This is a genomic window from Methylomarinum vadi (assembly GCF_000733935.1).
In the GTDB taxonomy this organism is placed as follows: domain Bacteria; phylum Pseudomonadota; class Gammaproteobacteria; order Methylococcales; family Methylomonadaceae; genus Methylomarinum; species Methylomarinum vadi.
The window spans coordinates 1,862,737-1,887,232 of sequence record NZ_JPON01000001.1 but is presented as its reverse complement, the minus strand read 5'-3'; the positions used below and the strand labels follow the sequence as shown (position 1 = coordinate 1,887,232).

Here is a 24,496-nt window from a genome sequence, read left to right as displayed (position 1 = left end):
GGATTGAATTTTTTGAAATTTTAAACTTGGATCAGTCGCGGCGCTTTATTGTGCTTGAGACAATAGAAATCCTTGATTCATCGGCAAGTCAAGCAAGCGGTCCGCAAGTTCGTCGTCAAGCGGATTAAGTTGCTGGGACGATGCGAGAAGGTAGCGATATTGTGGGAAGGATAGGCGGATTGTTCTATGTCCGGATGGATGCAAGTCGCCGCCAAACTGATCGGTCGGAATTAGTCCGGCCGCTCCGATTGGCTTGCAAATCGGTCAGCCGGGCCATTCTCGTAAGCCCGGAAATTTTCAGCATTCCGGATGTCCTCGATGAAGGTAAGGCGGATAGGTCAAAAACGGAGTTCATGACGGCCGAGCAGGCCGCTTTTCAGCATGTATAGAAAGCCCAGTAAGATATGGGAAACGCCTTCATAAAGGAAAAACAGATCATAGGAAGGATCCACGGGAATTTGATTGATGTTGCTGTAGAACTCCAAACCGCCGATGGTCAAGATATGAAAGAAGCCAACCCAGACCATTAGGGACTGTTTTTCCCGATACCAGCAATACAGCACGATGTTTATTTCCGCCAGGGCCAAATAAATCAGCATGAAAAGCAAATTATTCGCCAATGGTCCGTATAGTTCGTTGTTGTCTTCGAACAAGGAATAGTCACCGAATATCGTCATCGCCGGTACGCCGATTATCAAAACAATTGCAACGGCAAAATTAGTCTTAATGATGACCTCGATGGCTTGAGAAAAGTAAGCTTTCAATCGCAACATAACAAACCGACCTTAAAAAGACCCTCCTAAGAGAGGAGGGAAAAATAGAAGAGGATATTCGCCCTAAGGCAATGATCAATTTATCGTGAAAAGCGCTTCTGTCAATAAAAACTTAAACAGAATTTGGACAATTGCTTGCTTGCAGGTATATTAAATCCAATAATGTCAGGAAATGTAATGCTAATGTCGAATAATTTTGTCAAGATCTTGTTAAGAGACAATGCCAAGCAAATAATTTCCCATCGATGATCGACGGATCTGCCCGAAGGCATGTTCAACTTTCAATGATGATTTTTCGAGAATGTTTTATGTCCGACCCTCAGCCGCAATATTTAATTGGTACCGTTTCCAAACGTTCCGGCGTCAAACCCGACTTGATCAGGGCTTGGGAACGCCGCTACAAAGCGATCGAACCTAGCCGAAGCGACGGCAAGCAACGACTTTATTCGGACGACGATATCGTCAAACTCAAACTGCTGCACCTTGCTACCCAGCATGGCCACAGCATCGGTCAAATAGCCGGCTTGTCGATCGAACAATTACGGCATTTAATAACGCCCGACATTAGCGACACTAACGCCACCCCGATACACAAAGACCAGCGGCATTTATGCGAAGACTATTTACGGAAATGCTTGGCGGCTATCGACAGTTTCGATTCGCGCAGCTTGGAAAAGCAGTTTGAAAACGCCTTGCTGGAACTGGGAACACTGGTCTTCATCGAAGCGCTGTTGACGCCGTTGCTACAGCAAATCGGAGAGCACTGGCAAATGGGCAAGCTGCGGCCGGCGCAGGAACACATGGCTTCCGCGATCATTCGCTCGATGGCTTACATTCTGCGCAGTAACGAGCCGCGCGATGCCGATGCGCCGCAACTGGTGCTGGCCACGCCGATCGGCAATCAACACGAACTGGGCGCCTTGTTGGCCTCCATTGTCGCGGAATTCAAAGGCTGGCAAGTGACCTATCTGGGGCCGGATTTGCCGGCCGAAGAAGTCGCGGTTGCGGTGAAATATCAAAATGCTCAAGCCGTCGCGTTAAGCATCAGCTTCGATAGCGACAGTCTGAATACCAGCCGCGAACTACGAAAGTTGAAAAAACTGATCCCGGAACGGACCGCCTTCATCATTGGCGGTCGCTTGGCCTATAAATATCAGGCTCTGGCCGCCGAATTGAATGCCCATGTGGTCAAGGATGGAATCGAGCAATTCAAAAATCTGTTGGATGAGCTGAAATTATCCAGTTAGTTCGTGCCTGGCTAGCGGAAGTCGGGATGGCGCGGTTCCGAGGCCCTGCTACGAGACTAAACATAAGGGATTGGTACAGATTGAAATACTTCAATATCTCCCTTTATCCCGTTTAACGAATGTCGTGTTTTCGAGGGCCGCACGCCCGCGCCGCTGCGCAGCAGGACGTCGCCCTCCGCCCGTAAGCCATCGACATTGAAAGAGATGCCGTCGATGATCGTGTGCCCAGGTTCGATCTCCATGCCGGCCGAAGGAATGAGCAATATTTGCAGGTTACCTGCCGCGCTGAGTTTATGTTCGGCATGATCCAGGCAAATTTCCATGCCGAAGGTGATGCCGTCGATATTAAAGACGCCGCCTCCCATGCGTTCGTCGGTAAACTTGGAGGTGATTCCGCTGCCGCGAGCGCCTTCCGTGCTCAACGGTGGCATATCTTGCCGGACCCCCGCATTGTTCATTGACACGAAAGGCCCTTTGCCGTCTTTTATGTCTCTAAAATCGATGCCAGAGATGAATTCCTTGGCCACCAAGTGGTCCTCGGAACCTTTCTGAATCAGCGCCACATTATCGATGATTGCACCATAAATACCCTCCCGAACATCGTGTGCCGCTCCCTTGGAACATTTTGCAATCGTTCGGCTGGGATTTGTCGGGTCGCGTTGAAAAACGATGTGCTGTCCGGAGTGGCAGGTAAAACAATATTGCCGAGCGTCGATGGCCGCGGAAATCGCCGTACCGAATATAAACAACCAATCCTTGAATAGCGGTTTGCCGGTCCCATTGTCGCCGCTCCGTAACAGTGGCAAAATTTGCGACACAAGTTCCGGCGGATAGGCGCCATAGCGGCCACGGAAGAAAAACTCGGGCGCCATGAATATCTTCAGGGTCTTGTCATCGTTTCGCGAGGCCGGCGGAACAAAATTGTAAGCCTGATTGACCGCGGCTTTCATTTGTTGCACCCGTTCCCGCATATCTTGTTCATCGTCCAGCTGGCCTTGATACTTGACGATGTTAGTATTGCCTTCAAACGCGCCGGTTGTTACGCTGTAACTGATGCACACCGCGTTATCGTAGGTATGAGCGACCGAACCGGAATACGCCAGCTTTCTTCTGACCACCTCCAGCAACGCATCCATCGCGACATTCTTGGGCTTCGGCGGTTTCCATGCCAAACAGCTCCGTTCCAGGTCGGCCAACAGGTTTCGCTTGGCCATCGGCGAAAATGCCTGTTGGTATTTCACCAACATGTCGTCGATATCCCTGACTATCGGGTCCAAGGGAAGTTTGTGAATAACAAATGCATCGGCTTTCCAGTTATTCAAGTTCGGAATATCGTCGTATCTCATGGCACCGTCTCCCGCTGCAATCGGATTATGGTTCGATTGTAGTCGGTCGCGCCCATTTCCGCAGCAAAAAGTGATACGCAAGCAAAATCCGGGTTTCGAGTGAGCCGTTAGCCCGGGCAGTATGAGAAAAGCAATAAAAAACCGAAGGCCGCATCACGACCGAAGAGCGGGGCCTGGACGCTAAATACTCCCGATTATCCGGGTAGATCGGCCGCTTGATCGAGGGGCTGGCTTTAGGCCATTTAGCGGCACGTTTTAGAACTGAAGGTATTTGTCGATTTGCTTTTTAGCAAAGGCCTTGAGCAGAGTGGCTGCCGCAGATTTCAGCGTGGATAATGATGAATCCTTGAACTCTTCTTTCATTATTTCCCAAATTTCCGATTTATTGACGGCTTCTGCAAACTCATGCCCCGAAGCGGTCAGCCTTAATGGCCGGCTATTCCACCTATATTGACCACCCAGCAAAATTTCGTAACCCAAGTCGCTTTTTTTGTCCAAGGGCTCAACGAATCCTTGGTCCTCCAAAATTTGGATATGGAAAAGAAACTTGTCGTCCATCTCAATCCCTCTATCCACGAGATCCGAGACCCAGATAAACGAATGAGGCGAGTCAATAAATGTGTTTAGCATTAGTTTTAAATATTCTTGATCTATTTTCATAATGCTTTTTTACTAGTTTGGGTTGAACGCCAAGTTAACCGGCGAGTGTCCGGTTCGTAGGGATGGCGTGGTATCAAGGGTCTGCATTCCGCGATGCTTCATGCCGGCTGCGAGACTGCTAGCCGGTCAGAGCGAAAATCTGCCTTGCCGCCTACACTTGTTCGGCAAGCAACGGATCGTCAAGGCAATTGACGCTCAACCGCTCACTGAATAGCGACATTTAATTCTTTCATGGCTAATTTTACGCAATAATGAAAATTAGTTTGACAAAAATCTTTAAAGACAATGGAACGATCGGTTTCACAGATTTTGCCCTATGATTCCTCGGCCCTTGCCGAAAAACTGCTGGCGGCGGGGCAACGCATTCTGCTTGTCGGCGAGGCCGGCATCGGCAAATCCACGTTGATGCGCGAATTAGCGCGGACGCTCTCGGCCAAAGGCCGGCAGTGCCGTGGCATCAGTGCCGATCCTGGTTCGCCAGCTTTCGGTCTGCCCGGGACCGTGTCGTTGGGTTTGTGGCGGGAAGACGGCTGGCAAGTGTTAGCGTACGAGGCGCTTTGCTCCCTGGACGCCGGCCGTTTTCGTCTGCCGCTAGTGAGCGCCGTCAAAAAATTGGGCGAAAAGCCGGCGCGGGGCTTGATGCTGGTCGATGCGCCGGGCATGGTTCGCGGTGTCGCCGGCGCGGAATGCCTGATGGGCCTGGTCGAGTCGCTGGCCATCGATACCGTGCTGGTATTGGCGAGGCGGTCGAAGCCGTTGCCGTTGCTGCCGGAACTGCAAGCGTCGAACGTCCGCATTTTAGCGATGGAGGCTCATCCCCAGGCAAGGCGGCCCGGTAAGAAGGCCCGCGACTACAAGCGTACCCGACTCTGGCGAGCCCACTTCGGCGACGCCAAGGAAATGAATCTGGACATATCGGAACTGAATTTGCTCGGCACGCCGCCGCCTCGGGATGTGGCGTACGCCTGGGCGGGGCGGCAATGCGCCTTTTTGCAAGCCGGCAAAACCATCGGTATCGGCGAAATTATCGCCTTGCAGGCCGACAGCCTTCGCGTCAGGCTTCCGCGGTTGGCGATGGCATCGAAAACGTTATTGCTGCGCGACGCCTGCATCGAAAACGGCTTATTGGTCAGCGCCAAGCCGTTCGCGGCCGCCAATCTCCAGTTCCTGCCGCCGCCCGAGGCGTTGCCTTACCCGACCAAGGATTACGGTGGCGGACCCAGACCGGCGGTTAAATTACGCGGCGTTTACGCGACCTTGATCAATGGCGTCTTCGGCGATCCTTTGCTGCATCTGAGGCTGCAACAGCAGCAACGCAGTCTGTTGTTCGATTTGGGCGATTCGGGCAGGTTGCCGACCCGCATCGCCCATCAAGTCAGCGATGTCTTCATTAGTCACGCCCATATCGATCATATCGGCGGATTTCTGTGGCTGTTGCGTTCCCGGCTCGGCGATTTTCCTTGCTGCCGTTTGTTCGGTCCGCCGGGATTGCTTGACCATATCAACGGTTTGATCGCCGGTATCCTCTGGGACCGCGTAGGCGATACCGGGCCGCGTTTCGAAATCGCCGAGATTCATGGCGCTTGTTTGCGGCGGACTCAAGTCCAAGCCGGTTACCGAGAATCCCGCGACTTGCCCGACCTGCGCATAATCGATGGGAAGATTGTCGATGAGCCGTCCTTCACCGTTCGCACCGTCACGCTGGACCACGGCACGCCGGTGCAGGCCTATGCTTTTGAAAGCAAAGCGAAACTCGGCGTTGACAAGAGCGCGCTTAAAACTTTGAATCTGCCGGCCGGTCCTTGGCTCAAGCGGTTAAAGTCATTGGCCGACAAAGGCGAACGCAAGGCCCTGATACCGTTGCCCGGCTACGGCGAGCGGCAAGTCGGCGAACTCGCCGAGGCGCTGTTGACCGAGACGCCCGGCGAAAAATTAGTCTACGCCACCGATTTCGCCGCCAGCGATGCCAACCGCGCGGCTTTGGCCGGCTTGGCCCATAAAGCCGATGTCATGTTTTGCGAAGCGTCCTTCCTCGAAGCAGACAGCGAGCAGGCCCGCAGGACCGGACATCTGACCACCCAGGCGTGCGGCAATATCGCAACCCTTGCCGACGTCACCCAGTTGGTGCCGTTTCATTTTTCCAAACGCTACGAAAAATGCCCGGAAACCGTCTACCGGGAAATCAGCGACGTGTGTTCCCGCGTCGTTTCGCCTAAATAAAAATCTTGCAGCATTCGGGGAGGCTTCGGCTCACTGGGGGCTAGCGGTTCTCTGTCATTCCTTCCCCGCGATAACCTGAAACCGCTCGGCTTGCTTTTCCTGGACAAAAGCGCCATTCCGGTCAACCCAAAATTATTGACGAACGTTCTGGCAGGGATGAAAGGTTCTTGTAAGGTAGTATCGATACAATACTATCAAAACTGTCCGCTTCGTTTGCGCGGGTAAATCGCCGAAGGTAGGCAAGACTGAAATCTGTTCGTCGACCGGCTAGGTCTCGAAATATTTTCGGGGATGCTTAGGCATTTCGGTTTTCCGAGAAAACGTTGATTAAGGCGATCATTAGACAGACCGCTCAGTTTGAAAAACAAATGATCCATCAAGACCAAGGACCAATCATGCAATCCTATGAAAAATTATTACAACAAAACCAGCAATGGTCTTCGGCAAAGAGGCAGAACGATCCTAAATTTTTCGACAAGTTGGCGGAAACCCAAACGCCCGAGTTTTTATGGATCGGTTGTTCCGATAGCCGGGTCCCGGCCGAGATCATCGTCGATGCCCAACCTGGCGAAATATTCATCCATCGCAATATTGCCAATCAGGTCATACATACCGATTTTAATTGTCTCAGCGTATTGCAATATGCGGTCGAAATCCTGCAAGTCAAACATATTATCGTCTGCGGCCATTACAACTGCGGCGGCATTCAGGCGGCATTGAACAAGCAGTCGGCAAATTCGATCATCACCAACAAATGGCTGATGCATATAAAAAATACCTATCGCCTGCACCAACATGAGCTCGATGGCATCAGAAGCCTCAAGCAACGGGGCAATAGGCTGGTCGAACTGAATGTCATCGAACAGGTGAATTCCTTGTCCCATACCTCAATCATTCAAAAGGCCTGGAGTGAAGAGCGGCGTCCGGTGATTCACGGTTGGGTTTACGGACTCCACGACGGAATGCTTTCGCCATTGCTGACCTTGTACCCGGACAAATCCACTATCCACCCGATTTTTCAGTATGAGGACGTCGACGACGTCCAACCGGCTACCGAGGCCGAATATAAGCATATCGATAATTTTGGCGTTCGTTATCAAGGCAGGTTGTTATGATCCAAAAACATCTTGAGTATTATTTAGCGAATCTGAAACACGATGTTCCCGCCGGCTTGGTGGTTTTCCTGGTGGCCTTACCTTTGTGTCTGGGTATCGCGCTCGCTTCCGGCGCACCGTTATTCGCGGGTTTGATCGCCGGCTTGGTGGGCGGTATCGTCGTGTCCTGGGCCAGCGGTTCCCAACTCAGCGTTTCCGGCCCGGCGGCCGGCTTGACGGTGATCGTTTTCAACGCCATCGACCAATTGGGCAGCTATAAGGCCTTTTTGGTCAGTGTCGTCTTGGCCGGCGTCATCCAGTTGGCGCTCGGTTTTTTGCGCGCCGGCATCATCGGTGCCTTTTTTCCATCCGCCGTGATTAAAGGCATGCTGGTAGCGATCGGTTTGATCCTGATTATCAAGCAATTGCCCCATGCCGTGGGGTACCACAAGGGCTTCGAGGGCGACGAAAGCTACATGAACGAAACCGCCGCCAGCAGTTTCCAGGAATTATTGGATTCAATAGGCTCCATCTCGTACGGCAGCACCATTATCACAGCGGGTTCCCTGCTGATTTTGCTGCTCTGGGAGTCGCCGCTGTTAAAACGCATGCCCCTGGCCAAATTGATTCCGGGGCCGTTAGTGGTGGTCGGCTGGGGCGTTTTGCATAATGCGATAGCCATGAAGTGGTTTCCCGCCATGGTGGTGAACGACGGCGATCTGGTCCAATTGCCGGTCACGGACAGCATGGCGGAATTCTTTAGCCTGTTTACCTTGCCCGACTTCAGCTACTTGAGCAACCCTTACATCTATAGCACCGCCATTACCCTGGCCGTGATCGCCAGCCTGGAAACCCTGCTCAGCCTTGAAGCGGTCGACAAACTGGACCCATTGAAACGGACCGCTCCCACCAACCGGGAGTTGAAGGCCCAGGGATTCGGCAATATGCTCAGCGGGCTGATCGGCGGTTTGCCGATCACCGCCGTCATCGTGCGTAGCTCGGCCAATATCAACGCCGGGGGCCATACCCGCGTCTCTAGTTTTGTTCACGGTATTTTCTTGTTGTTGAGTATTTTGTTCCTGACTCAATTCATGAACCTGATTCCGTTGGCGTGTCTGGCGGCGATTTTATTGCAAACCGGCTACAAGCTGGCCAAACCGCAACAATTTGCGGCGTTGTACCGGCAAGGCTGGAACCAGTTCCTGCCGTTCCTGACCACCGTGTTGTTCATCCTGATCACCGACTTACTGCAAGGCATCGTCATCGGCATATGCATCGGACTTTATTTCGTCATTGTTTCCAATTACCGCGAGTCGATCGTGTTGCATTACGAGGAAGGTCATTACACTCTGATCCTCAACAAGGACGTTTCTTTTTTAAACAAGGCCTTACTACGCCGCTTGCTCAACGAAATAGAGGAAAACAGTACCGTGGTGGTCGATACCTCGAAAGCCAAATTCATCGATTTCGATATCAGGGAGGCGTTGCAAAACTTTTTGAAAACGGCGCCGGACGACAACATCGAGGTCGTGGTTCATGGGCCATTGGCGGCACAACTGGCGTAAATGGCGGGTCCCTTGGTAACCGGGTTTAGGGCTTTATTAGGGGGATCGTGTTTTTAGTTTGGGTCTTCAACATCAATAATCTAAACAAGGCCGGCGCGTTGAGCCGGCCTTGACTCTGACCGATCTTTGCAATTCTGAACGATACGTTGTGATAGCCATTGCACTTCAAAATTCGGCACATTGATAACTTCTCCCACCGGGAGAAGGTTGGATGAAGGTTCATAAAAACCGAATTTTAAAGTGCGAACGGTATCGTATCCATTAAACGCCTTCATTCACACCCGCTCATAAAGTAAATCCTCCAGCATCATACACGTTTCCTGCAATTTCCCTTGGGCCATGGCGCTAGCCAGGCCAATGCGAGGCCCATTCGTCGGTGCATGGCCATTTTCCGTTGCTTCAGACACAAGCGCGGCGAGAGAAGAGCCGTCGTTTTGACTCATTTCCATGGTTAACTTACCCCAGCTGCATTCGATTTTTACGTGGGTGATGGCAGCCTGGTCGGCCTGAACGATCGATGACGACAGCATGAAAAGAAAAGCAGATAGGAATTTCATATCAATGCCCCCCGGTTTTTTGAGATTGTTATTAATTGAGTTGTTGTATTCTTGTCGATGTCTCGATTTTTAAGGAAGCGCTGAATCAATCCGTCCCCGAATTCTCGGCGCTCTGTTAAGGAAAATACGATTTCCCTTAACCGCAAATACTGTATTAACCGGCAATTCCTTAATTTTCAGAAAAGCAATCAACGCGAACGATGCTACAGGAAGGGGCGTGGACTGTATATTGTACGTAAGTCTGTAAGCTATGGACTACATAAAAGCGCCTGCGGCAAGCTTGTCAAACATCACCCTGATTGTTAGTATCCGATACATTCGTTAAACAAGGAGGTTCAGCAATGTCGCCACATATTCCCGCTTTACCCGTTTATCACTACCAGTTCGAGTTTGCCGTTGCCGGTCCGGTCAGGCTGCCGCGCTACCCAGGCTCCGCCTGGCGCGGCGCGTTCGGCCACGCCCTGAAAAGAACGGTCTGCATCGTCCGCGATACGGCTTGCGCGGACTGCATGCTGCAAAGTTCCTGCGCCTATTCCTATATCTTCGAGACGCCTCCGCCGGCAAATGCCGGAAAGATGCGTAAATACACGGCTTCCCCGCATCCCTTCGTATTGCGCTTTCCGCAGCAGAATGCGGAGGAAGCCGGTAAATATCGACTCGAGCTCATAGTGATCGGGCAGGGGCAAAAGTTTTTTCCCTATATCGTGCATGCCTTGCAGAAAGCCGGGCAGGACGGCATTGGCAGCGGGCGACAGCCGTTTATCCTGGAAAACATACGGCAACGCCTTAACAACGACACGATGGCAACCGTATACCAGGCGGGCCAGTTGACGCTTCCAGGAGCCGATAGCCTGGCCGAACCGCCTCCCATGCCGGATCGCATCGAACTTGTCCTGCACACCCCATTGCGTATCAAACAAAACGGCCGCAATCTGACCCCGCAATCGTTCAATTTCGGTGCCTTCTTCGGCAACCTGCTGCGGCGTATATCGATGCTGACTTATTTCCACGGCGAAACCCCATTGGAAACCGATTTCGCCGAACTGACGCGGCAAGCCAGGCAAATCCAATTCAGCGATAAGCAATTGCAATGGTTCGACTGGAAACGCTACTCTTCGCGGCAGGACGCGGAAATGAACATGGGCGGCGTCGTCGGAACATTAAGCCTGGCCATGCCGGGCCTGGAACCGTTCTGGCCCTATCTGTGGCTGGGGCAATGGATCCACGCCGGCAAGGGCACCAGCATGGGATTGGGGTATTACAGCATCGAAACGGCAAGCTTGCCAAGCGACGATAATCGAATGAAATAGGCAATCATCGAGTCATGGAACAAAGACAAAAAAACCTATTATTATGCGTCACCGGCCTTAGTCCGCAAGTGGTGACCGAAACCCTGTATGCCTTGCACCGAAACGGCGAGCAGATGCCGGACGGCATTCACATCCTCACCACGGACGAAGGCGCCGAGCGCGCCCGGTTGACGTTGATCAACGACCGCTGGCTGAATCGTTTTTACGCGGATTATGGCTTGAGGCCGCCGAGATTCGACTCAGCCCATATCCATATCCTATGCGATGCAAGCGGCCGGCCTTTGCACGACATCCGCAGCCAACAGGACAACCGGGCCATGGCCGACGGCATTACCGAAACGATACGCCAGTTTACCGCCGATCCGGAAAACAGGCTGCATGTCAGTATCGCCGGCGGGCGGAAAACGATGGGGTTTTATGCCGGCTACGCCCTGTCCCTGTACGGACGCGACCAGGACCGGCTAAGCCACGTCCTGGTTTCGGCCCATTACGAATCGCATCCGCAATTCTTCTATCCGACGCCGTATTCGCAAACTATTTATACCAACGACCGCAGCAACAAACCGCTGGATACCAAGCAGGCCGAAGTCGTGCTGGCCGACATCGCCTTCGTGCGCCTGCGCCACGGCCTCGACGACGATTTGCTGACGGGACGCAGCAGTTTCAGCAAGTCCGTGCAGAGGGCCCAGCAAAAGCTGGGCCCGGAAAAGCTGACCATCGACCAAAAGCTAAGAGTCATCACCGCGCAAGGCATCGGTATTCGCCTCAAACCGGCCGACTTGGCGTTTTATGATTGGCTGATTCAAAACCAGTTGCAACAGCGAGCGCCTATTTCTTGCCCGAGCGAAGGGGTTTCCGATCCGGACTACGCGCAAGCGTATCTGAAACATTACCGAGAAATCATCGGCGAAATGGGCGCGGGCGAAAGGACCGAAGCAGCCTTGCAACACGGCATGAGCAAAAGCTTCTTCGAACAGCGCAAATCGCGCGTCAACGGCGCCATCAAGAAAGCCCTTCAGGGCAGGGCCGGGCCTTATTTGATCGCCGCGCACGGGAAAAGGCCGCGGACTTATTACCGGATTGAATTGAAAGACGAACAGATTGAATATTTATGAGGAGGAAGGATGCAGAAAAATGAATATACGGTGGCGTTCAATGTCCCCGGATTTTTAGGCGATGCCGAACAAAAATCCGCTTGGCGAACATCGCCGTTCAAGGCATTGATTCAGCAATGGTGGCGGATCGCCGTTGCAAGTGAAGAAGGCCATGTCTGGCAAAGAATTCGTGAAAGGGAAGGACGTTTATTCGGCCATGCCTGGTTGAAAGACGGCAAGGGCAAGGAATGGGCGATGCGCAGTCGAGTGAGAATGAAACTGGCGCAGTGTCAACCCGGAAGCTTGATGGCCTGGAATAACAAAGACCCGAAAATAAAGCATCCGGAAGTTAAATTTCCGGTCGGTTCGCAGTTGTATTTGGGCTATGGGCCGTTGGACTATAAAAAAGGACTCAAATATTCACCGGCAATCGATGCGATGGAAAATAACCGACTCATTTTAATGCATCCTAAGTCTGAACAGGCTGTTTTCAACCAAACCATGCAACTGGTTAACTGGTTCGGAACCTTGGGCGGGCGATCGCGCAACGGTTGGGGGTCGATCGCTCTGGCTAACCCCGATCTGGCCGATTACTCGACACTTCTGGATGGCCGGGCGGAACTCGGCAACGTGCAGCGGCCGTTGGAAATATGCTTGCAGGATGAATGGCCGCAAGCCATCGGTACGGATGGCAAAGGCGTATTGATCTGGAAAACCGAAGCGTTCAATAGTTGGCGAGAAGTAATCAAACGACTGGCGGAAATCAAAATTGGTTTCCGAGTGGAAAATTTTCCTTTCAAGATAAATCAAGATGCTGCGAAACCGGCATTGGATAATCGTCACATTCTTTCATATCCCGTTACACATCATGGTGTGGACGGCTGGATAGAAACTTATAGAGATGGACAGCCTAAAAAAGATAAACGAGGGTATTTAATCCAAAAGGGGCGTATAGCCAACCAAATGCGGTTTAAGGTAATTGTTCAAGATCAAAAATTTTATGGTTTGGTTTTTCATATACCTTGTTCTGTACCTGAAGATATGGCGGATGCTTTGAAAAACAGGAAACAGATACTTAATAATCAGATTGAGATTTGGCAAAAAGTCCACGCCTACCTGGACGGACAATTAGACAGAACCGGGAGCCAATAACATGGAAAACAACACACTCTGGCAAATCAAATTGGCGGCGCGCGTGCATGACCCGGCTGAAAAAGCCTTGGTTCTGATGCGCGACCCGGCCGGCCATGAAGGCGGAACGACGCGAACATTGCTGAAAAGCTTTTTCCCCGATGGCGTGGATGAGAAAACCAAAAAACGGATCAAGCAGGCCGATCATTGGGCATCCGCCGCCGACCGGCCGCAATTTCCACAGGATGCGAATAATCGTTTCGCGAAGTGGACACAGGTTCGGTTTCACGAGAAGCCCGAAATCAAACATCCGCTGACTGGCAAAAGCGCCGATTTGGGGTCGTTGAGCATCGAGCCAGAACATATCAAGGCATTCAGCACCGACAGTTTCAAAGCGTTGATCGAAAATAACCCGGACGGTTCGATAGACTGGCGTAAAACCCTGCTCGGTTTCTGGCGTTTCGGTCCGGAACTCAATCCCGAAGGCTTGGGACATTTATGGCGCTTGCTGCCGGCCGATACCCGAATACCCGACCATACCATCTGGGCGCACCTGGATTTGACCTCGGCTTTTTGCGGCGCCTTCGCCGCCGATGACAACGATCGACCGGCATTGCTGAATATCAGCTTCGGCCCGGTGCAGTCGTTCATCGCTGCGGGTCGTTCGACCTCGGACTTATGGGCCGGTTCGCATTTATTGTCGCGCATCGTCTGGGAAGGAATGAAAGTCATTTGCGAAAGCCTGGGTCCGGATGCGATTATTTTTCCGCAATTGCGCGGCGTGCCGATGGTTGACTTGTGGCTGCAAAAAGAGATGGGCCTGGCGAAGGAACGATTTCAAGATTGTGAATGGCGCAAGGCAAAAACCGACGGCAACCCGCTATTCTCGGCTGCTTTGCCGAACAAATTCGTCGCGCTGGTTCCGGCTTCGCTGGCAAAAGAACTCGCCCAACAAGTGACAGAGCGAGTGCGCGCTTGGGTATCCAGCGAAGCGGAAGCCATGCTGAAACAGTGTCTAAATGAGGCACGCATCGATGACGACACCGGTTTGTATTGTTACCAGCAGCTCAAGGAACAATTGCACGGTTTCCCCGAAGTTTATTGGGCAGCGGTGCCGTGGTTATGCCAACAGCAAAAGGGTTCGGTCGATACCGAAGGACTGGCTGACGCGATGCGGCCGTTTTACCCCGAGTCCAATATGCCCGGTTTTTTGGACAGCGAATTGTGGAAATTATTGAATAAAGCCATAGAACCCGAACAGAATTGGAAATTCTATAACCCCAATCCCGGCGTGTTGTATCCGGCCGTATTCGATTTGCTGGACCGGGTCGCGGCGGCGGCCAAATCGACCCGGACATTCAAGCAAATGCCGCAACAGGGTTACCGAAACACGCTGAGCGGCGAATACGAATGGCTGACGACCGACCCGGAACAACTGCAACTGCCGCCTGGTAAACGAAAAGATACCTTATGGCTGAAAGTCGCCGAAAGAAAACCTTCCTGGGTTAAAAAAGGCGAACATCTGAGTGCCCTGGATATGCTGAAAAGGCTGTGGCCGACACATTTTATCGATGAAATCAAAAATGCGGTGGACGGTTTGGAGGGACTGTCGCGCTATGTCGTATCCACCCATGATATGGCGTTTGCCACCGGCTTCGAACAATGGCTGAACAATGCGCAAGACAATGATTTGCCGACGGCGTTGCGCGCCCAGCTTGAAAACTGGGATACGCAATCGGCCTTGCCGAAAAAATTGCTGAAACAGGCGAGGGATAATCAAGCCATACGCACATTGGCTAAAAAACTGCCGTCGTTTTACGAAGCCACTATCAAAGACGGCAAGGAAGGCCAAATAACGCCTGAAATCGCCAATACCCTGAGCCGGTTTTTCCAGGAAAGCTACTACGGCCTGATTTTGCTGGACGGCGATCACATGGGCGCCTGGCTTGCCGGTAGCGAGGATACATATCGCATGCCTTACCGGGACAGTTGGCACAGCCAGGTGCAAGCCGGCATCGACCGACGTCATGCCGACCAATTACGGCCTTATCTCGACAGTTTACGTCATGCCTCGCCCGCCCGCCATATGGCGATATCCGAAGCACTCAACGGCTTTTCTCTTGATTTGGTTCGCACTGTCGTCGAGGATCTGTATAAAGGCAAGGTGATTTATGCCGGCGGGGACGATGTGATGGCGATGGTGGCGGTCGATGATCTGTTACCGGTGATGATGTTGTTGCGGCTGGTTTACAGCGGTCAGTTTCCGGTCAATGGCGAGCCGGATAAAGTCTGGGAGCTGTTCAAGCAGGCGGGCAGGCCACTGGACATCGGCAACGGCTACGTGCGCAAACAAAACACGCTGTACCGGGTCATGGGCGAGAGGGCCACGGCATCCTGCGGTGCGGTGATCGCCCATCATACCGCTCCGCTGGGGCAAGTATTGAAATCGGTGCGGGCCGCCGAACAGCGCGCCAAAAAAATGGGCGGCCGTAACGCTTTCGCGATCGATGCACTGAAGCGTTCCGGCGGCGATATCAAACTGACCTGTCCCTGGTTCAATCATCCGGATCAACCGGAAAGTCTGCTGGACAGTCCGATGGGGCAGTTAATGCGGCTTAGGGATGCATTGGCCGAACCAAATATGTCGAGGCGGGCGGCCTATATAGCCCAAGACTGGTTGAGGCAATTGCCGCCGCAAGCACTGTTTGAAAATAACCAGGCACTTTATCGTGCTCTTTTGGAAAAATCGCTGGCCTTTCCGTTAGTCAGACAAAATCAAGGTATCGAAAAATATCACGATTTGGCTCACAGTCTGGTCGAGATGGGTATGTCGATCAGGGGGCAAACACCAACCGATTTCATCACACAATTCATCGGCGTCGCCGAATTCTTGGCGCGCGATAGCCGTTCGGGAGGATCACGATGACGGAATTTCATTTCTTGCAGCCTTTGGACGTGCTGTATCTGCGCGGTAATCGCTTATTCGCCGACGCATCGACGCCGGGAGAGGCGGTGATGCCGCCCTGGCCGTCGCTGTCCGCCGGCGCGTTACGCGCGCAGATATTGGCTGAACAGGGCATCGATGGCGGTCGATTCGCGGTGGGGGATGCACGCCTGCCTGAAGCGATGGCGCAATGCCTGGGGTCGCCGACTGAACCCGGCGATTTCCGCATCAGTCATTTGTTGTTGGCTAAGACGGATGCTGGACAGATAATTGACATTTATATGCCGTTGCCATCGGATATGATCGTTTCCGGTTTCGCATCGGATAAACCAACGCAAATACAGTATTTACAGCCACAAAAATTGGCGCCACAGATACTTTGTAATGCGCGGTGCGGGCAGATTCCGGTTTTCCGCACCGCGACTCAGGCCAAACCCGACAGCGGCTTGTGGTTGAACCGGCAAGGCATCGCAGCCTGGCTGAATGCCCGACCCATTCGACCGGAACACCTGCTTGAATCCAAACGGCTCTGGCAAACCGATCCTCGCCTGGGTATTGCTTTGGATGAATCGGCGCGAACGACTCTTGAAGGGCAGCTTTATATCGTTGATACCGTAGCCATGGCGGAAGATGTCGGATTTCTGGCCGGTGTCAGCGGCGCTAAGGGACTACTGCCCGAGACCGGCGTTATACGCTTGGGCGGCGACGGACGCGGCGCAAGGCATGGCAAAATCGCCTGGGCTATGCCGGAGCCGGATTGGTCTGTGATCGAGCAAAGCAAGCGATTCCGGGTGCTCTTGACGACGCCGGGCCTGTTTGAGTCCGGTTGGTTGTTGCCGGGGATGATTGAAAAAAATGGCGAAATTATTTGGCAAACTGACGAATTTGCCGCGCATCTGGTTTCGGCGTCTATCACGCGGTCGGAAACCGTCAGCGGTTGGGACTTGGCCGAAAACAAACCTAAGCCCGCGCTGAAAGCGGTCAATACCGGCAGCGTTTACTGGTTGGATCAATTCGAGGGCTCTATCGATTCCCTCCACAAGCTTGTCGAACAAGGACTGTCGCGGATTGCCGTTTATCCTGATAAACGGCGCTCTGCGGAAGGTTTCAACAATATCATGATTGCGGCATGGCCGCGCTAAGTTCAGGAGAGACTATGTTTCAGGAAAACCGAATCGTTTTTTTATATTGCATTAGCCCTGTGCATATGGGAGCGGGCACTGCGGTCGGCGGCTTGATCGACAATCCCATTCAACGCGAAAAACATACCGATTACCCGGTCATGGCTGGCTCCGGCATCAAGGGTGCTATTCGCCATGATTATTGGGCGCAGGGCGGCAGCGATAATCAATTGCTGAAGCGGATTTTCGGCCCTGAAAAGGATGCGGCCGAACATGCTGGGGCGGTCAGTTTTGGTGACGGACAATTACTGGCGTTTCCGGTGCGTTGTGCCAAAGCGGGCTATGTCTACGCAACCTCGCCCTTGTTATTGGCGCGTTTGCAGCGGCACATGACGCTGGCTGGCATTCAAGCCGACTGGAATATTCCTGACATATCCAGCGGCCATTGCCGGCTGCGCAATCCCGATTTGTTGAGCGATGATCACATTGCGCTAGAAGCTTACGAACTCGTTGCCCAATTGGATGCGGATAATGCATTGGGACAAATTGCCGACTGGATGGCTGAAAACGGTTTGCCGGAAGGGGAGAACTACAGCTTCTTCCGCGACAAGCTGAAGAAGGATCTGGTCCTGCTTTCCAATGAAGAAATGCATTATTTCGCCGTCAATTCCACCGTGGTCGAGCCGCATGTGCGCATCGACGATGTCAGCGGCACCGCCGATGGCGGCGCCTTGTTCTACAGCGAAAACCTGCCGCCGGAAAGCCTGCTTTATACGACCCTGATGGCTAGTCGGGAGCGCTATAAAAAAGGCGACGGAGGCGATAATCGCATGGAAGCCACACAGATAGTCGATACGCTGGTTAATGGCAATGACCACTGGCAGGGCTTGCATGGCCGCATGGTGCAATTCGGCGGCGATGCCACCACCGGACGCGGACAAATCGTCTGTTCGGTCAAAGGAGATAAGCATGATTAAACAGGCGCAACCGAGTTTGGATCAACGGCGAGCAGCCTATGCTTGGGAAAAGGTGCAAGGCTGCGGCGGCGAATATATGAAATTGGCCAAGGGCGCACCGGCCCTGATTATGAATAACGGCTTGATGCAGACCTTGGCGTTTTATGAAGACAAAGGCGAAAAGCATAACCATCATCGGGATTTAAACCGGCATATTATCGATTGGCTGGCGACTTATTTAACGGGTAAGCCGGTCGCCAATGTGCCGTTTGCAACCATGATGGATGCGTTATTGCAAGCCGATAGCGCTAAATATCGCCGGGCGACCCAGGAAACCCTGGCTTTGCTGCGCTGGATACGCCAATTTGCGGCCATCGATTATCGATAAGGAGGCGACGATATGACAAAAGCCGCATTACCAAATTACATGGACAAACACCTCAAGCATCAGGATATCCCGCCGGGCCATATATTCGGGATGTATTTTCCGGTGTGGCAAAATGACTGGAAAAAAGTCGATCAACAAAAAACCGATGCGCTGAAAAAAGCGCTTTCCATTGCGCCGGGCATCCAAAAAATGCAAGAAGCACTTGTTCAACGGCAGCGCAGCGCCGCCTTAAATCACCAAGCCATCGCCTATTTCTCCGCCGACAGTATCGCACCGTTCGTAACCGGTTTGGGCAACGAACACCCTTTGGAAAACGGCTTTGCTTTTTTGAATCCTTACGGCTTGCCTTACTTTCCCGGTTCCAGCGTCAAAGGCGTGTTGCGAATGGCTGCGGAAGAGTTGGCGCTGGGTTTGTACGGCGAAACCCAGAGCTGGGACATGCTAACGGTTTGGCTGTTGTTCGGCTTCGAAGGCAGCGCCAGTTATTTGTCGGATAAGGTCTATCATATCGATATTCTGGATCAGGAAGCGGAAAAACGGCGCGAGGCCTATCGGCAATGGCTTGAACAAGGCGATTATGACCAGGATGCTTTAAAGATATTTATCCGGTCGGTGTTAAATGAACACGAACAAAAACAGTATCTAGAAGACCCGCGGCAATTTTTGAAGGATTTGCCTGGCAAGGACATCAGTCTTCAGGGCGCATTGAGCTTTTGGGATGTCTATCCGCAAAGTAAAAATCTGGCGATGGATATACTGACGCCGCATCATGGCGAGTATTTTCAGGGCAAACATGGTCCTCACGACTCCGAACAACCCAACCCCAATGTTTTCCTGACGATACCGCCCGGCAGTCGTTTCGATTTTTACTGCACGGCGGAAGCCGCGCGGTTGCCGGAAAATTTACAGCAACATTGGCAAACCTTATTACAACAGGCGTTTCACTATGCCTTCGATTGGTTGGGCTTCGGCGCGAAAACGGCGGTCGGTTACGGACAAATGACTGAAAGGCCGAATGCGATGGAGGACTTGCGCGGTGAAAAGGCAAAGCAAGAACAACGACAAAAAGAAAATGCTGAAAAACTTGCCGAACAACAGCGCTTGGCTAACTTGCCGCCGATAGAAAGGGAAATGGCCGAACTGATACAGAGCAATAACGATCCGCAGAAAAAAGATTATCTGGTGCTGTTGGATGCGGTGAAAAATCATGCCGATTGGCAAAGTGAGGACAAGGAAATCGTACTCACCCGTGTCAAGGTCATGATGCAGGAATGCGGCGATTGGAAAGAGACGTCCAAAAAGAAAAAACCGCAACAAGACAAACCGCACCAACGCACACTCGAAGTGATACGATTGTTGAAAGATTTTTGACAACCTAATGACCACCTACTTCATCTCCCGCCATCCCGGCGCGCAGCAATGGGCGCGGGAGCACGGTATTTGTGTCGATATACAACTGGCGCATTTGGATATTTCGGACGTTCAAGCCGGTGACGTCGTGATCGGCAGTCTGCCGGTCAATCTGGTGGCCGAGTTGATCCGGAAACAGGCGCGTTATCTGCATCTGGTCCTCGATCTACCGCACGCTTGGCGAGGAAAGGAACTGTCCGCCGCACAGATGAAGGAATGCAATGCGCGGCTGGAAGAATACCAGGCGAACAAGGTTGAGCCATGACGGGGCAGTTGTTCGGCTGTATCGCATCGTTCCCACGCTCCAGTGTGGGAATGCATCCGGGGGCGATCCGCGCCCCTTACCGCAGAGCGGTATACGCCTACTCCCATTTATGCCTAGCGGGTGCGTTGGAACGTAGGAGCGGTAACGATTGGTCTTGCTGGCGCGTGGCAACATTAACAGAAACGAGTCATGAACGAACAGTTATTCGGCTGGAACGAACAAACCTGGCTGTATCTCGACCAACTCGGCATTCTGGCCGGCAACGTCATGTTGCTGTTTTCGCTGTGCGCCGTAGTGTTCGGCTGGTTGCGGCGCGACAATATCCGCCGTTGGTTCAGCAGGAACCGTTTTCCGCATATCGGCGGCAAGCCGGAAGGAAAGGATTGGCAGGGGCTGGTTTTTACCGTCAGCCGGGACGAATTGCCTTGTTGGGTCATCGGGCAACTGCGTCCTAAAAGGATCGGCTTGCTGGTCACCGACCACAGCGAGGCGGCCGGCAAGCGCATTCAGGCCTATGCCGAGCAACAAGGGATTGCAGTACACCGCCGAATGATTGAAAATGCCGACGACCCTAACGAAGTTTATCTACGCACACGGGAATTGTTGCAGCTATTGCGTGGCGAGGAAAGCGGCCGTCTTGCCATCGATATTACCGGAGGCAAAGTGCCGATGAGTTTAGGCGCCTTCATGGCAGCTGAAGAAGCCGGCGTCGATTCGCTGTATGTGTCCACTCGTTTTGAACAGGGGCGGCCGGATATGCGTTCGGCGAGCATTACTTCGGTATCGCGCACCCAATGAGCGACATATTAATTATCCATCATAAGGTTTAAACCACCGGCTTTAGCCGGTCAGCTTTAGCTGCGATAATTTGCCCAAGGAGGTGGCGATGGACTATAGATACGGCAGCCATACGGTTTACCAAATTGAGTATCATTTTGTTTGGGTTACGAAGTATCGTTATAAAGTGCTGAAGGATGAAATAGCCGAACGAGTGAGAGACTTGGTGCGGCAGACATGCGAAGCCTTTGAGATACGGATTATCAAAGGTGTCGTGAGCAAAGATCATGTGCACATTTTGGTGAGTGCGCCGCCGACTATGGCCCCAAGCGAAATCATGAGGCGAATCAAGGGACGAACTTCGAGCTATCTGTTCGAAGAGTTCCCGCACTTGAAAAAGCGATATTGGGGTCGACATTTTTGAGCCCGCGGTTATTTTTGCGCCACAGTGGGGCAAATGACTGATGAGATGATAAAGCAATATTTGGAGCATCACTTTGAACCTAATCCAAACGATAATTTCAAGATGGAGCCCGACTAAGACGCGTCGTTTAGTCGACGCGTATCCGGACTTTCAGTCCGTTATTGGAACCCACCCGCTTGAGCGGGTGGTTGTTTAGTTTAAGCAAATCCATTAGGAGCAACGGTATGATTGGACCGAAAAAAATCGTTAACTTTTCAAAACCGAAAATTCTTGTCAACCCCTTTTGTAACCTACTGAAAATAAAAGGATAACAGCGCCGGACTATTTGAATAACAGACCTTATTAAGAAGGGATTAAGACCATTCATTTTTTATGTAAGTAATCATTTTCGGCCATTTGAATAACAGACCTTATTAAGAAGGGATTAAGACACCAATTCTTCAACTTAGATGATTCGTCAGAGAATTTGAATAACAGACCTTATTAAGAAGGGATTAAGACTTGTCGAAAGTAGTCATAGTATAATCTCTCCGTTAATTTGAATAACAGACCTTATTAAGAAGGGATTAAGACCACCTACAGTTACGATACTTCTTGATGTATTTAAATTTGAATAACAGACCTTATTAAGAAGGGATTAAGACATGTACGTTCTATACATAAAGGCGTTAGACGTTTCATTTGAATAACAGACCTTATTAAGAAGGGATTAAGACGCTTGTTTTCGCAGCCAATCTAAAATATATGGCATTTGAATAACAGACCTTATTAAGAAGGGATTAAGACGTTCCATACTTCTTCTTTTGCATAGTTCCTAAATTTGAATAACAGACCTTATTAAGAAGGGATTAAGACAACAACCCGGCTTGGCGTTATAACTGCCGTTATCCATTTGAATAACAGACCTTATTAAGAAGGGATTAAGACCTGATGACTGGTTCCACCAATATCACCATCGATATTTGAATAACAGACCTTATTAAGAAGGGATTAAGACGTAAAGGCTAGGATGAACCGGGAGTTAAAGAATCATTTGAATAACAGACCTTATTAAGAAGGGATTAAGACGTGCGGATGATGACTTTTTTACCGATCATGTCAATTTGAATAACAGACCTTATTAAGAAGGGATTAAGACATCCACATCGTGTCAAACTTTTCCCTCAATTTTATTTGAATAACAGACCTTATTAAGAAGGGATTAAGACATAAATATTCTTTAACTTTGCCGCCAATTTTAATTTGAATAACAGACCTTATTAAGAAGGGATTAAGACGTAATGACTGTTTGCATTTCGCCAAGAAAATTATATTTGAATAACAGACCTTATTAAGAAGGGATTAAGACCCAAATTAGACTCGTATGTGCGCTCAATGCAAAGATTTGAATAACAGACCTTATTAAGAAGGGATTAAGACCATTCGTTTTGGGTATTGTTTCCATGTGTTGCGCCATTTGAATAACAGACCTTATTAAGAAGGGATTAAGACACAGAATCTTGCTAATCGTTTATGGGGCGGAAAAAATATTTGAATAACAGACCTTATTAAGAAGGGATTAAGACGCATTTAAAATCATTGAGTTAAGAAATCGATTAAATTTGAATAACAGACCTTATTAAGAAGGGATTAAGACTCTTAAGCTCGTCACGTAGTTCTTTCATCTCAAGATTTGAATAACAGACCTTATTAAGAAGGGATTAAGACATACTTTAATAAAGATAATTTCGCCATCTCACACCCCATTTGAATAACAGACCTTATTAAGAAGGGATTAAGACCCTTGATCCAGATGCAGATATCATCTTCATTTAGTATTTGAATAACAGACCTTATTAAGAAGGGATTAAGACAGTTCCTCGCTTGTGCCTTTTTGGTATGAACTACCATTTGAATAACAGACCTTATTAAGAAGGGATTAAGACAAACCACGGTAAGTAAAGGTTACAACTGAGCCTCATTTGAATAACAGACCTTATTAAGAAGGGATTAAGACCATGGCAAACTCCATGTACTAATTGTGAATGTTTATTTGAATAACAGACCTTATTAAGAAGGGATTAAGACCAATGAACGACGTTTCATCCCATCCATGCTGCAAATTTGAATAACAGACCTTATTAAGAAGGGATTAAGACATCCAGCGTCGTTATACTAGTCGCGGCACGCTATTTGAATAACAGACCTTATTAAGAAGGGATTAAGACCTATCGATTCTTGGATACTTAGCGTGGTGTCTGGATTTGAATAACAGACCTTATTAAGAAGGGATTAAGACGGATTGGCACCAAGACAAGTGCTTCACTTCTTTGGTATTTGAATAACAGACCTTATTAAGAAGGGATTAAGACAAGAACAAGAAGGACAGTTAGTATCCAAATCTAATTTGAATAACAGACCTTATTAAGAAGGGATTAAGACGTTTTGCTCTTTGCATAACTGTTCTAACATGATGATTTGAATAACAGACCTTATTAAGAAGGGATTAAGACAACATCCAAGAAGGACAGTTAGTATCCAAATCATTTGAATAACAGACCTTATTAAGAAGGGATTAAGACACCAGCGGATATACCTTCATCGGCAATGGCAGCATTTGAATAACAGACCTTATTAAGAAGGGATTAAGACCCCAGCTTTACTGACAAAAATGTTACCATCGCAATATTTGAATAACAGACCTTATTAAGAAGGGATTAAGACCTTATGACGTTTCTTTTTGATGTCCAGCCGAGTATTTGAATAACAGACCTTATTAAGAAGGGATTAAGACAGAATCTTACTACCAATTTGGTCAACGTATGTGATTTGAATAACAGACCTTATTAAGAAGGGATTAAGACCCCTCAGGGACGATAAAACGCTTTGGTCGATGAAATTTGAATAACAGACCTTATTAAGAAGGGATTAAGACGACAAAATGATCAAAAAATGAATTATCCGGTCGCATTTGAATAACAGACCTTATTAAGAAGGGATTAAGACTAAAATTTCGCGAATAGCATCTTGTTGCGTGTATTTGAATAACAGACCTTATTAAGAAGGGATTAAGACACAGGTGTAAATTTTGCCCAACAAATGGCTTATATTTGAATAACAGACCTTATTAAGAAGGGATTAAGACCCACCATGATTGATCTTTAAATCTATTCACCCAACATTTGAATAACAGACCTTATTAAGAAGGGATTAAGACAATGCGTTTTTTGCAATC

18 protein-coding genes, 1 pseudogene and 1 CRISPR repeat array (1 of these 20 cut by a window edge) are annotated in these 24,496 nt (G+C 50.3%); of the genes and pseudogenes, 15 read left to right on the top strand and 4 right to left on the bottom strand.

Annotated features, from left to right (window positions below; all coding sequences use genetic code 11):
* Window positions 1-338: 338 nt before the first annotated feature.
* On the bottom strand, window positions 339-773 hold the full coding sequence (locus EP25_RS0109550) for a hypothetical protein (RefSeq protein ID WP_051906511.1): 435 nt from the start codon (window positions 771-773) through the stop codon (window positions 339-341).
* 308 nt (window positions 774-1,081) lie between these two features.
* Here EP25_RS0109550 and EP25_RS0109545 point away from each other — a divergent pair, with 308 nt between their 5' ends.
* A complete protein-coding gene (locus tag EP25_RS0109545; RefSeq protein ID WP_036300414.1) occupies window positions 1,082-2,020 on the top strand; it encodes a MerR family transcriptional regulator in 939 nt (312 codons plus the stop codon).
* A 56-nt stretch (window positions 2,021-2,076) separates the two neighbouring features.
* On the opposite strand, the gene EP25_RS0109540 is transcribed toward EP25_RS0109545, so the two are convergent.
* Both EP25_RS0109540 and EP25_RS0109535 read right to left on the bottom strand, forming a co-directional pair.
* The gene (locus tag EP25_RS0109540; RefSeq protein ID WP_031433655.1) at window positions 2,077-3,366 is read right to left on the bottom strand and encodes a hypothetical protein; all 1,290 of its coding nucleotides are present in this window, start codon (window positions 3,364-3,366) and stop codon (window positions 2,077-2,079) included.
* Window positions 3,367-3,621: 255 nt separating this feature from the next.
* Window positions 3,622-4,026, bottom strand: coding sequence for a DUF2513 domain-containing protein (locus EP25_RS0109535; protein WP_031433654.1), 405 nt, complete (start codon window positions 4,024-4,026; stop codon window positions 3,622-3,624).
* Window positions 4,027-4,311: 285 nt separating this feature from the next.
* Between EP25_RS0109535 and EP25_RS0109530 the strand changes: the two genes are divergently transcribed.
* The 3 genes from EP25_RS0109530 (at window position 4,312) to EP25_RS0109520 (ending at window position 8,905) form a co-directional block, all read left to right on the top strand.
* Window positions 4,312-6,246 carry a Clp1/GlmU family protein gene (locus tag EP25_RS0109530; protein ID WP_031433653.1) on the top strand — a complete coding sequence of 645 codons (1,935 nt, stop codon included), beginning with the start codon at window positions 4,312-4,314 and terminating at the stop codon, window positions 6,244-6,246.
* 395 nt (window positions 6,247-6,641) lie between these two features.
* Entirely contained in the window at window positions 6,642-7,361 is a 720-nt protein-coding gene (locus tag EP25_RS0109525) for a carbonic anhydrase (protein ID WP_051906998.1), read from the top strand.
* Window positions 7,358-8,905 (top strand): SulP family inorganic anion transporter, encoded by a 1,548-nt coding sequence (locus EP25_RS0109520; protein WP_084191001.1) that lies wholly within the window; start codon window positions 7,358-7,360, stop codon window positions 8,903-8,905. Before EP25_RS0109525 ends, EP25_RS0109520 begins: the two co-directional genes overlap by 4 nt.
* Before the next feature lie 275 nt (window positions 8,906-9,180).
* On the opposite strand, the gene EP25_RS0109510 is transcribed toward EP25_RS0109520, so the two are convergent.
* Entirely contained in the window at window positions 9,181-9,462 is a 282-nt protein-coding gene (locus EP25_RS0109510) for a hypothetical protein (RefSeq protein ID WP_031433649.1), read from the bottom strand.
* A 341-nt stretch (window positions 9,463-9,803) separates the two neighbouring features.
* Here EP25_RS0109510 and cas6 point away from each other — a divergent pair, with 341 nt between their 5' ends.
* The 11 genes and pseudogenes from cas6 to tnpA all read left to right on the top strand — a co-directional run bounded on the left by cas6 (window position 9,804) and on the right by tnpA (window position 21,399).
* Window positions 9,804-10,772 (top strand): CRISPR system precrRNA processing endoribonuclease RAMP protein Cas6, encoded by a 969-nt coding sequence (cas6, locus tag EP25_RS0109505; protein WP_031433648.1) that lies wholly within the window; start codon window positions 9,804-9,806, stop codon window positions 10,770-10,772.
* A gap of 14 nt (window positions 10,773-10,786) precedes the next feature.
* On the top strand, window positions 10,787-11,887 hold the full coding sequence (csm6, locus tag EP25_RS0109500; protein ID WP_031433647.1) for a CRISPR-associated ring nuclease Csm6: 1,101 nt from the start codon (window positions 10,787-10,789) through the stop codon (window positions 11,885-11,887).
* A gap of 105 nt (window positions 11,888-11,992) precedes the next feature.
* Window positions 11,993-13,018 carry a hypothetical protein gene (locus tag EP25_RS0109495; protein ID WP_152555628.1) on the top strand — a complete coding sequence of 342 codons (1,026 nt, stop codon included), beginning with the start codon at window positions 11,993-11,995 and terminating at the stop codon, window positions 13,016-13,018.
* A 1-nt stretch (window position 13,019) separates the two neighbouring features.
* Window positions 13,020-15,923 (top strand): type III-B CRISPR-associated protein Cas10/Cmr2, encoded by a 2,904-nt coding sequence (cas10, locus tag EP25_RS0109490; RefSeq protein ID WP_031433645.1) that lies wholly within the window; start codon window positions 13,020-13,022, stop codon window positions 15,921-15,923.
* On the top strand, window positions 15,920-17,083 hold the full coding sequence (locus EP25_RS0109485; RefSeq protein ID WP_031433644.1) for a type III-B CRISPR module-associated Cmr3 family protein: 1,164 nt from the start codon (window positions 15,920-15,922) through the stop codon (window positions 17,081-17,083). Before cas10 ends, EP25_RS0109485 begins: the two co-directional genes overlap by 4 nt.
* Entirely contained in the window at window positions 17,071-18,039 is a 969-nt protein-coding gene (gene cmr4 / locus EP25_RS0109480; protein ID WP_327036924.1) for a type III-B CRISPR module RAMP protein Cmr4, read from the top strand. Before EP25_RS0109485 ends, cmr4 begins: the two co-directional genes overlap by 13 nt.
* Entirely contained in the window at window positions 18,032-18,406 is a 375-nt protein-coding gene (gene cmr5 / locus EP25_RS0109475) for a type III-B CRISPR module-associated protein Cmr5 (RefSeq protein ID WP_036300411.1), read from the top strand. Before cmr4 ends, cmr5 begins: the two co-directional genes overlap by 8 nt.
* A 12-nt stretch (window positions 18,407-18,418) precedes the next feature.
* On the top strand, window positions 18,419-19,777 hold the full coding sequence (cmr6, locus tag EP25_RS0109470; protein WP_031433641.1) for a type III-B CRISPR module RAMP protein Cmr6: 1,359 nt from the start codon (window positions 18,419-18,421) through the stop codon (window positions 19,775-19,777).
* 7 nt (window positions 19,778-19,784) lie between these two features.
* The gene (gene csx16, locus EP25_RS0109465; RefSeq protein ID WP_031433640.1) at window positions 19,785-20,081 is read left to right on the top strand and encodes a CRISPR-associated protein Csx16; all 297 of its coding nucleotides are present in this window, start codon (window positions 19,785-19,787) and stop codon (window positions 20,079-20,081) included.
* 189 nt (window positions 20,082-20,270) lie between these two features.
* Window positions 20,271-20,879, top strand: coding sequence for a PDDEXK family nuclease (locus tag EP25_RS0109460; RefSeq protein WP_031433639.1), 609 nt, complete (start codon window positions 20,271-20,273; stop codon window positions 20,877-20,879).
* An 88-nt stretch (window positions 20,880-20,967) separates the two neighbouring features.
* Window positions 20,968-21,399, top strand: a pseudogene (gene tnpA / locus EP25_RS0109455) (IS200/IS605 family transposase).
* Between the two features lie 206 nt (window positions 21,400-21,605).
* Window positions 21,606-24,496: direct repeats of the CRISPR family, unit length 37 nt; unit sequence ATTTGAATAACAGACCTTATTAAGAAGGGATTAAGAC; it runs 338 nt beyond the window's last position.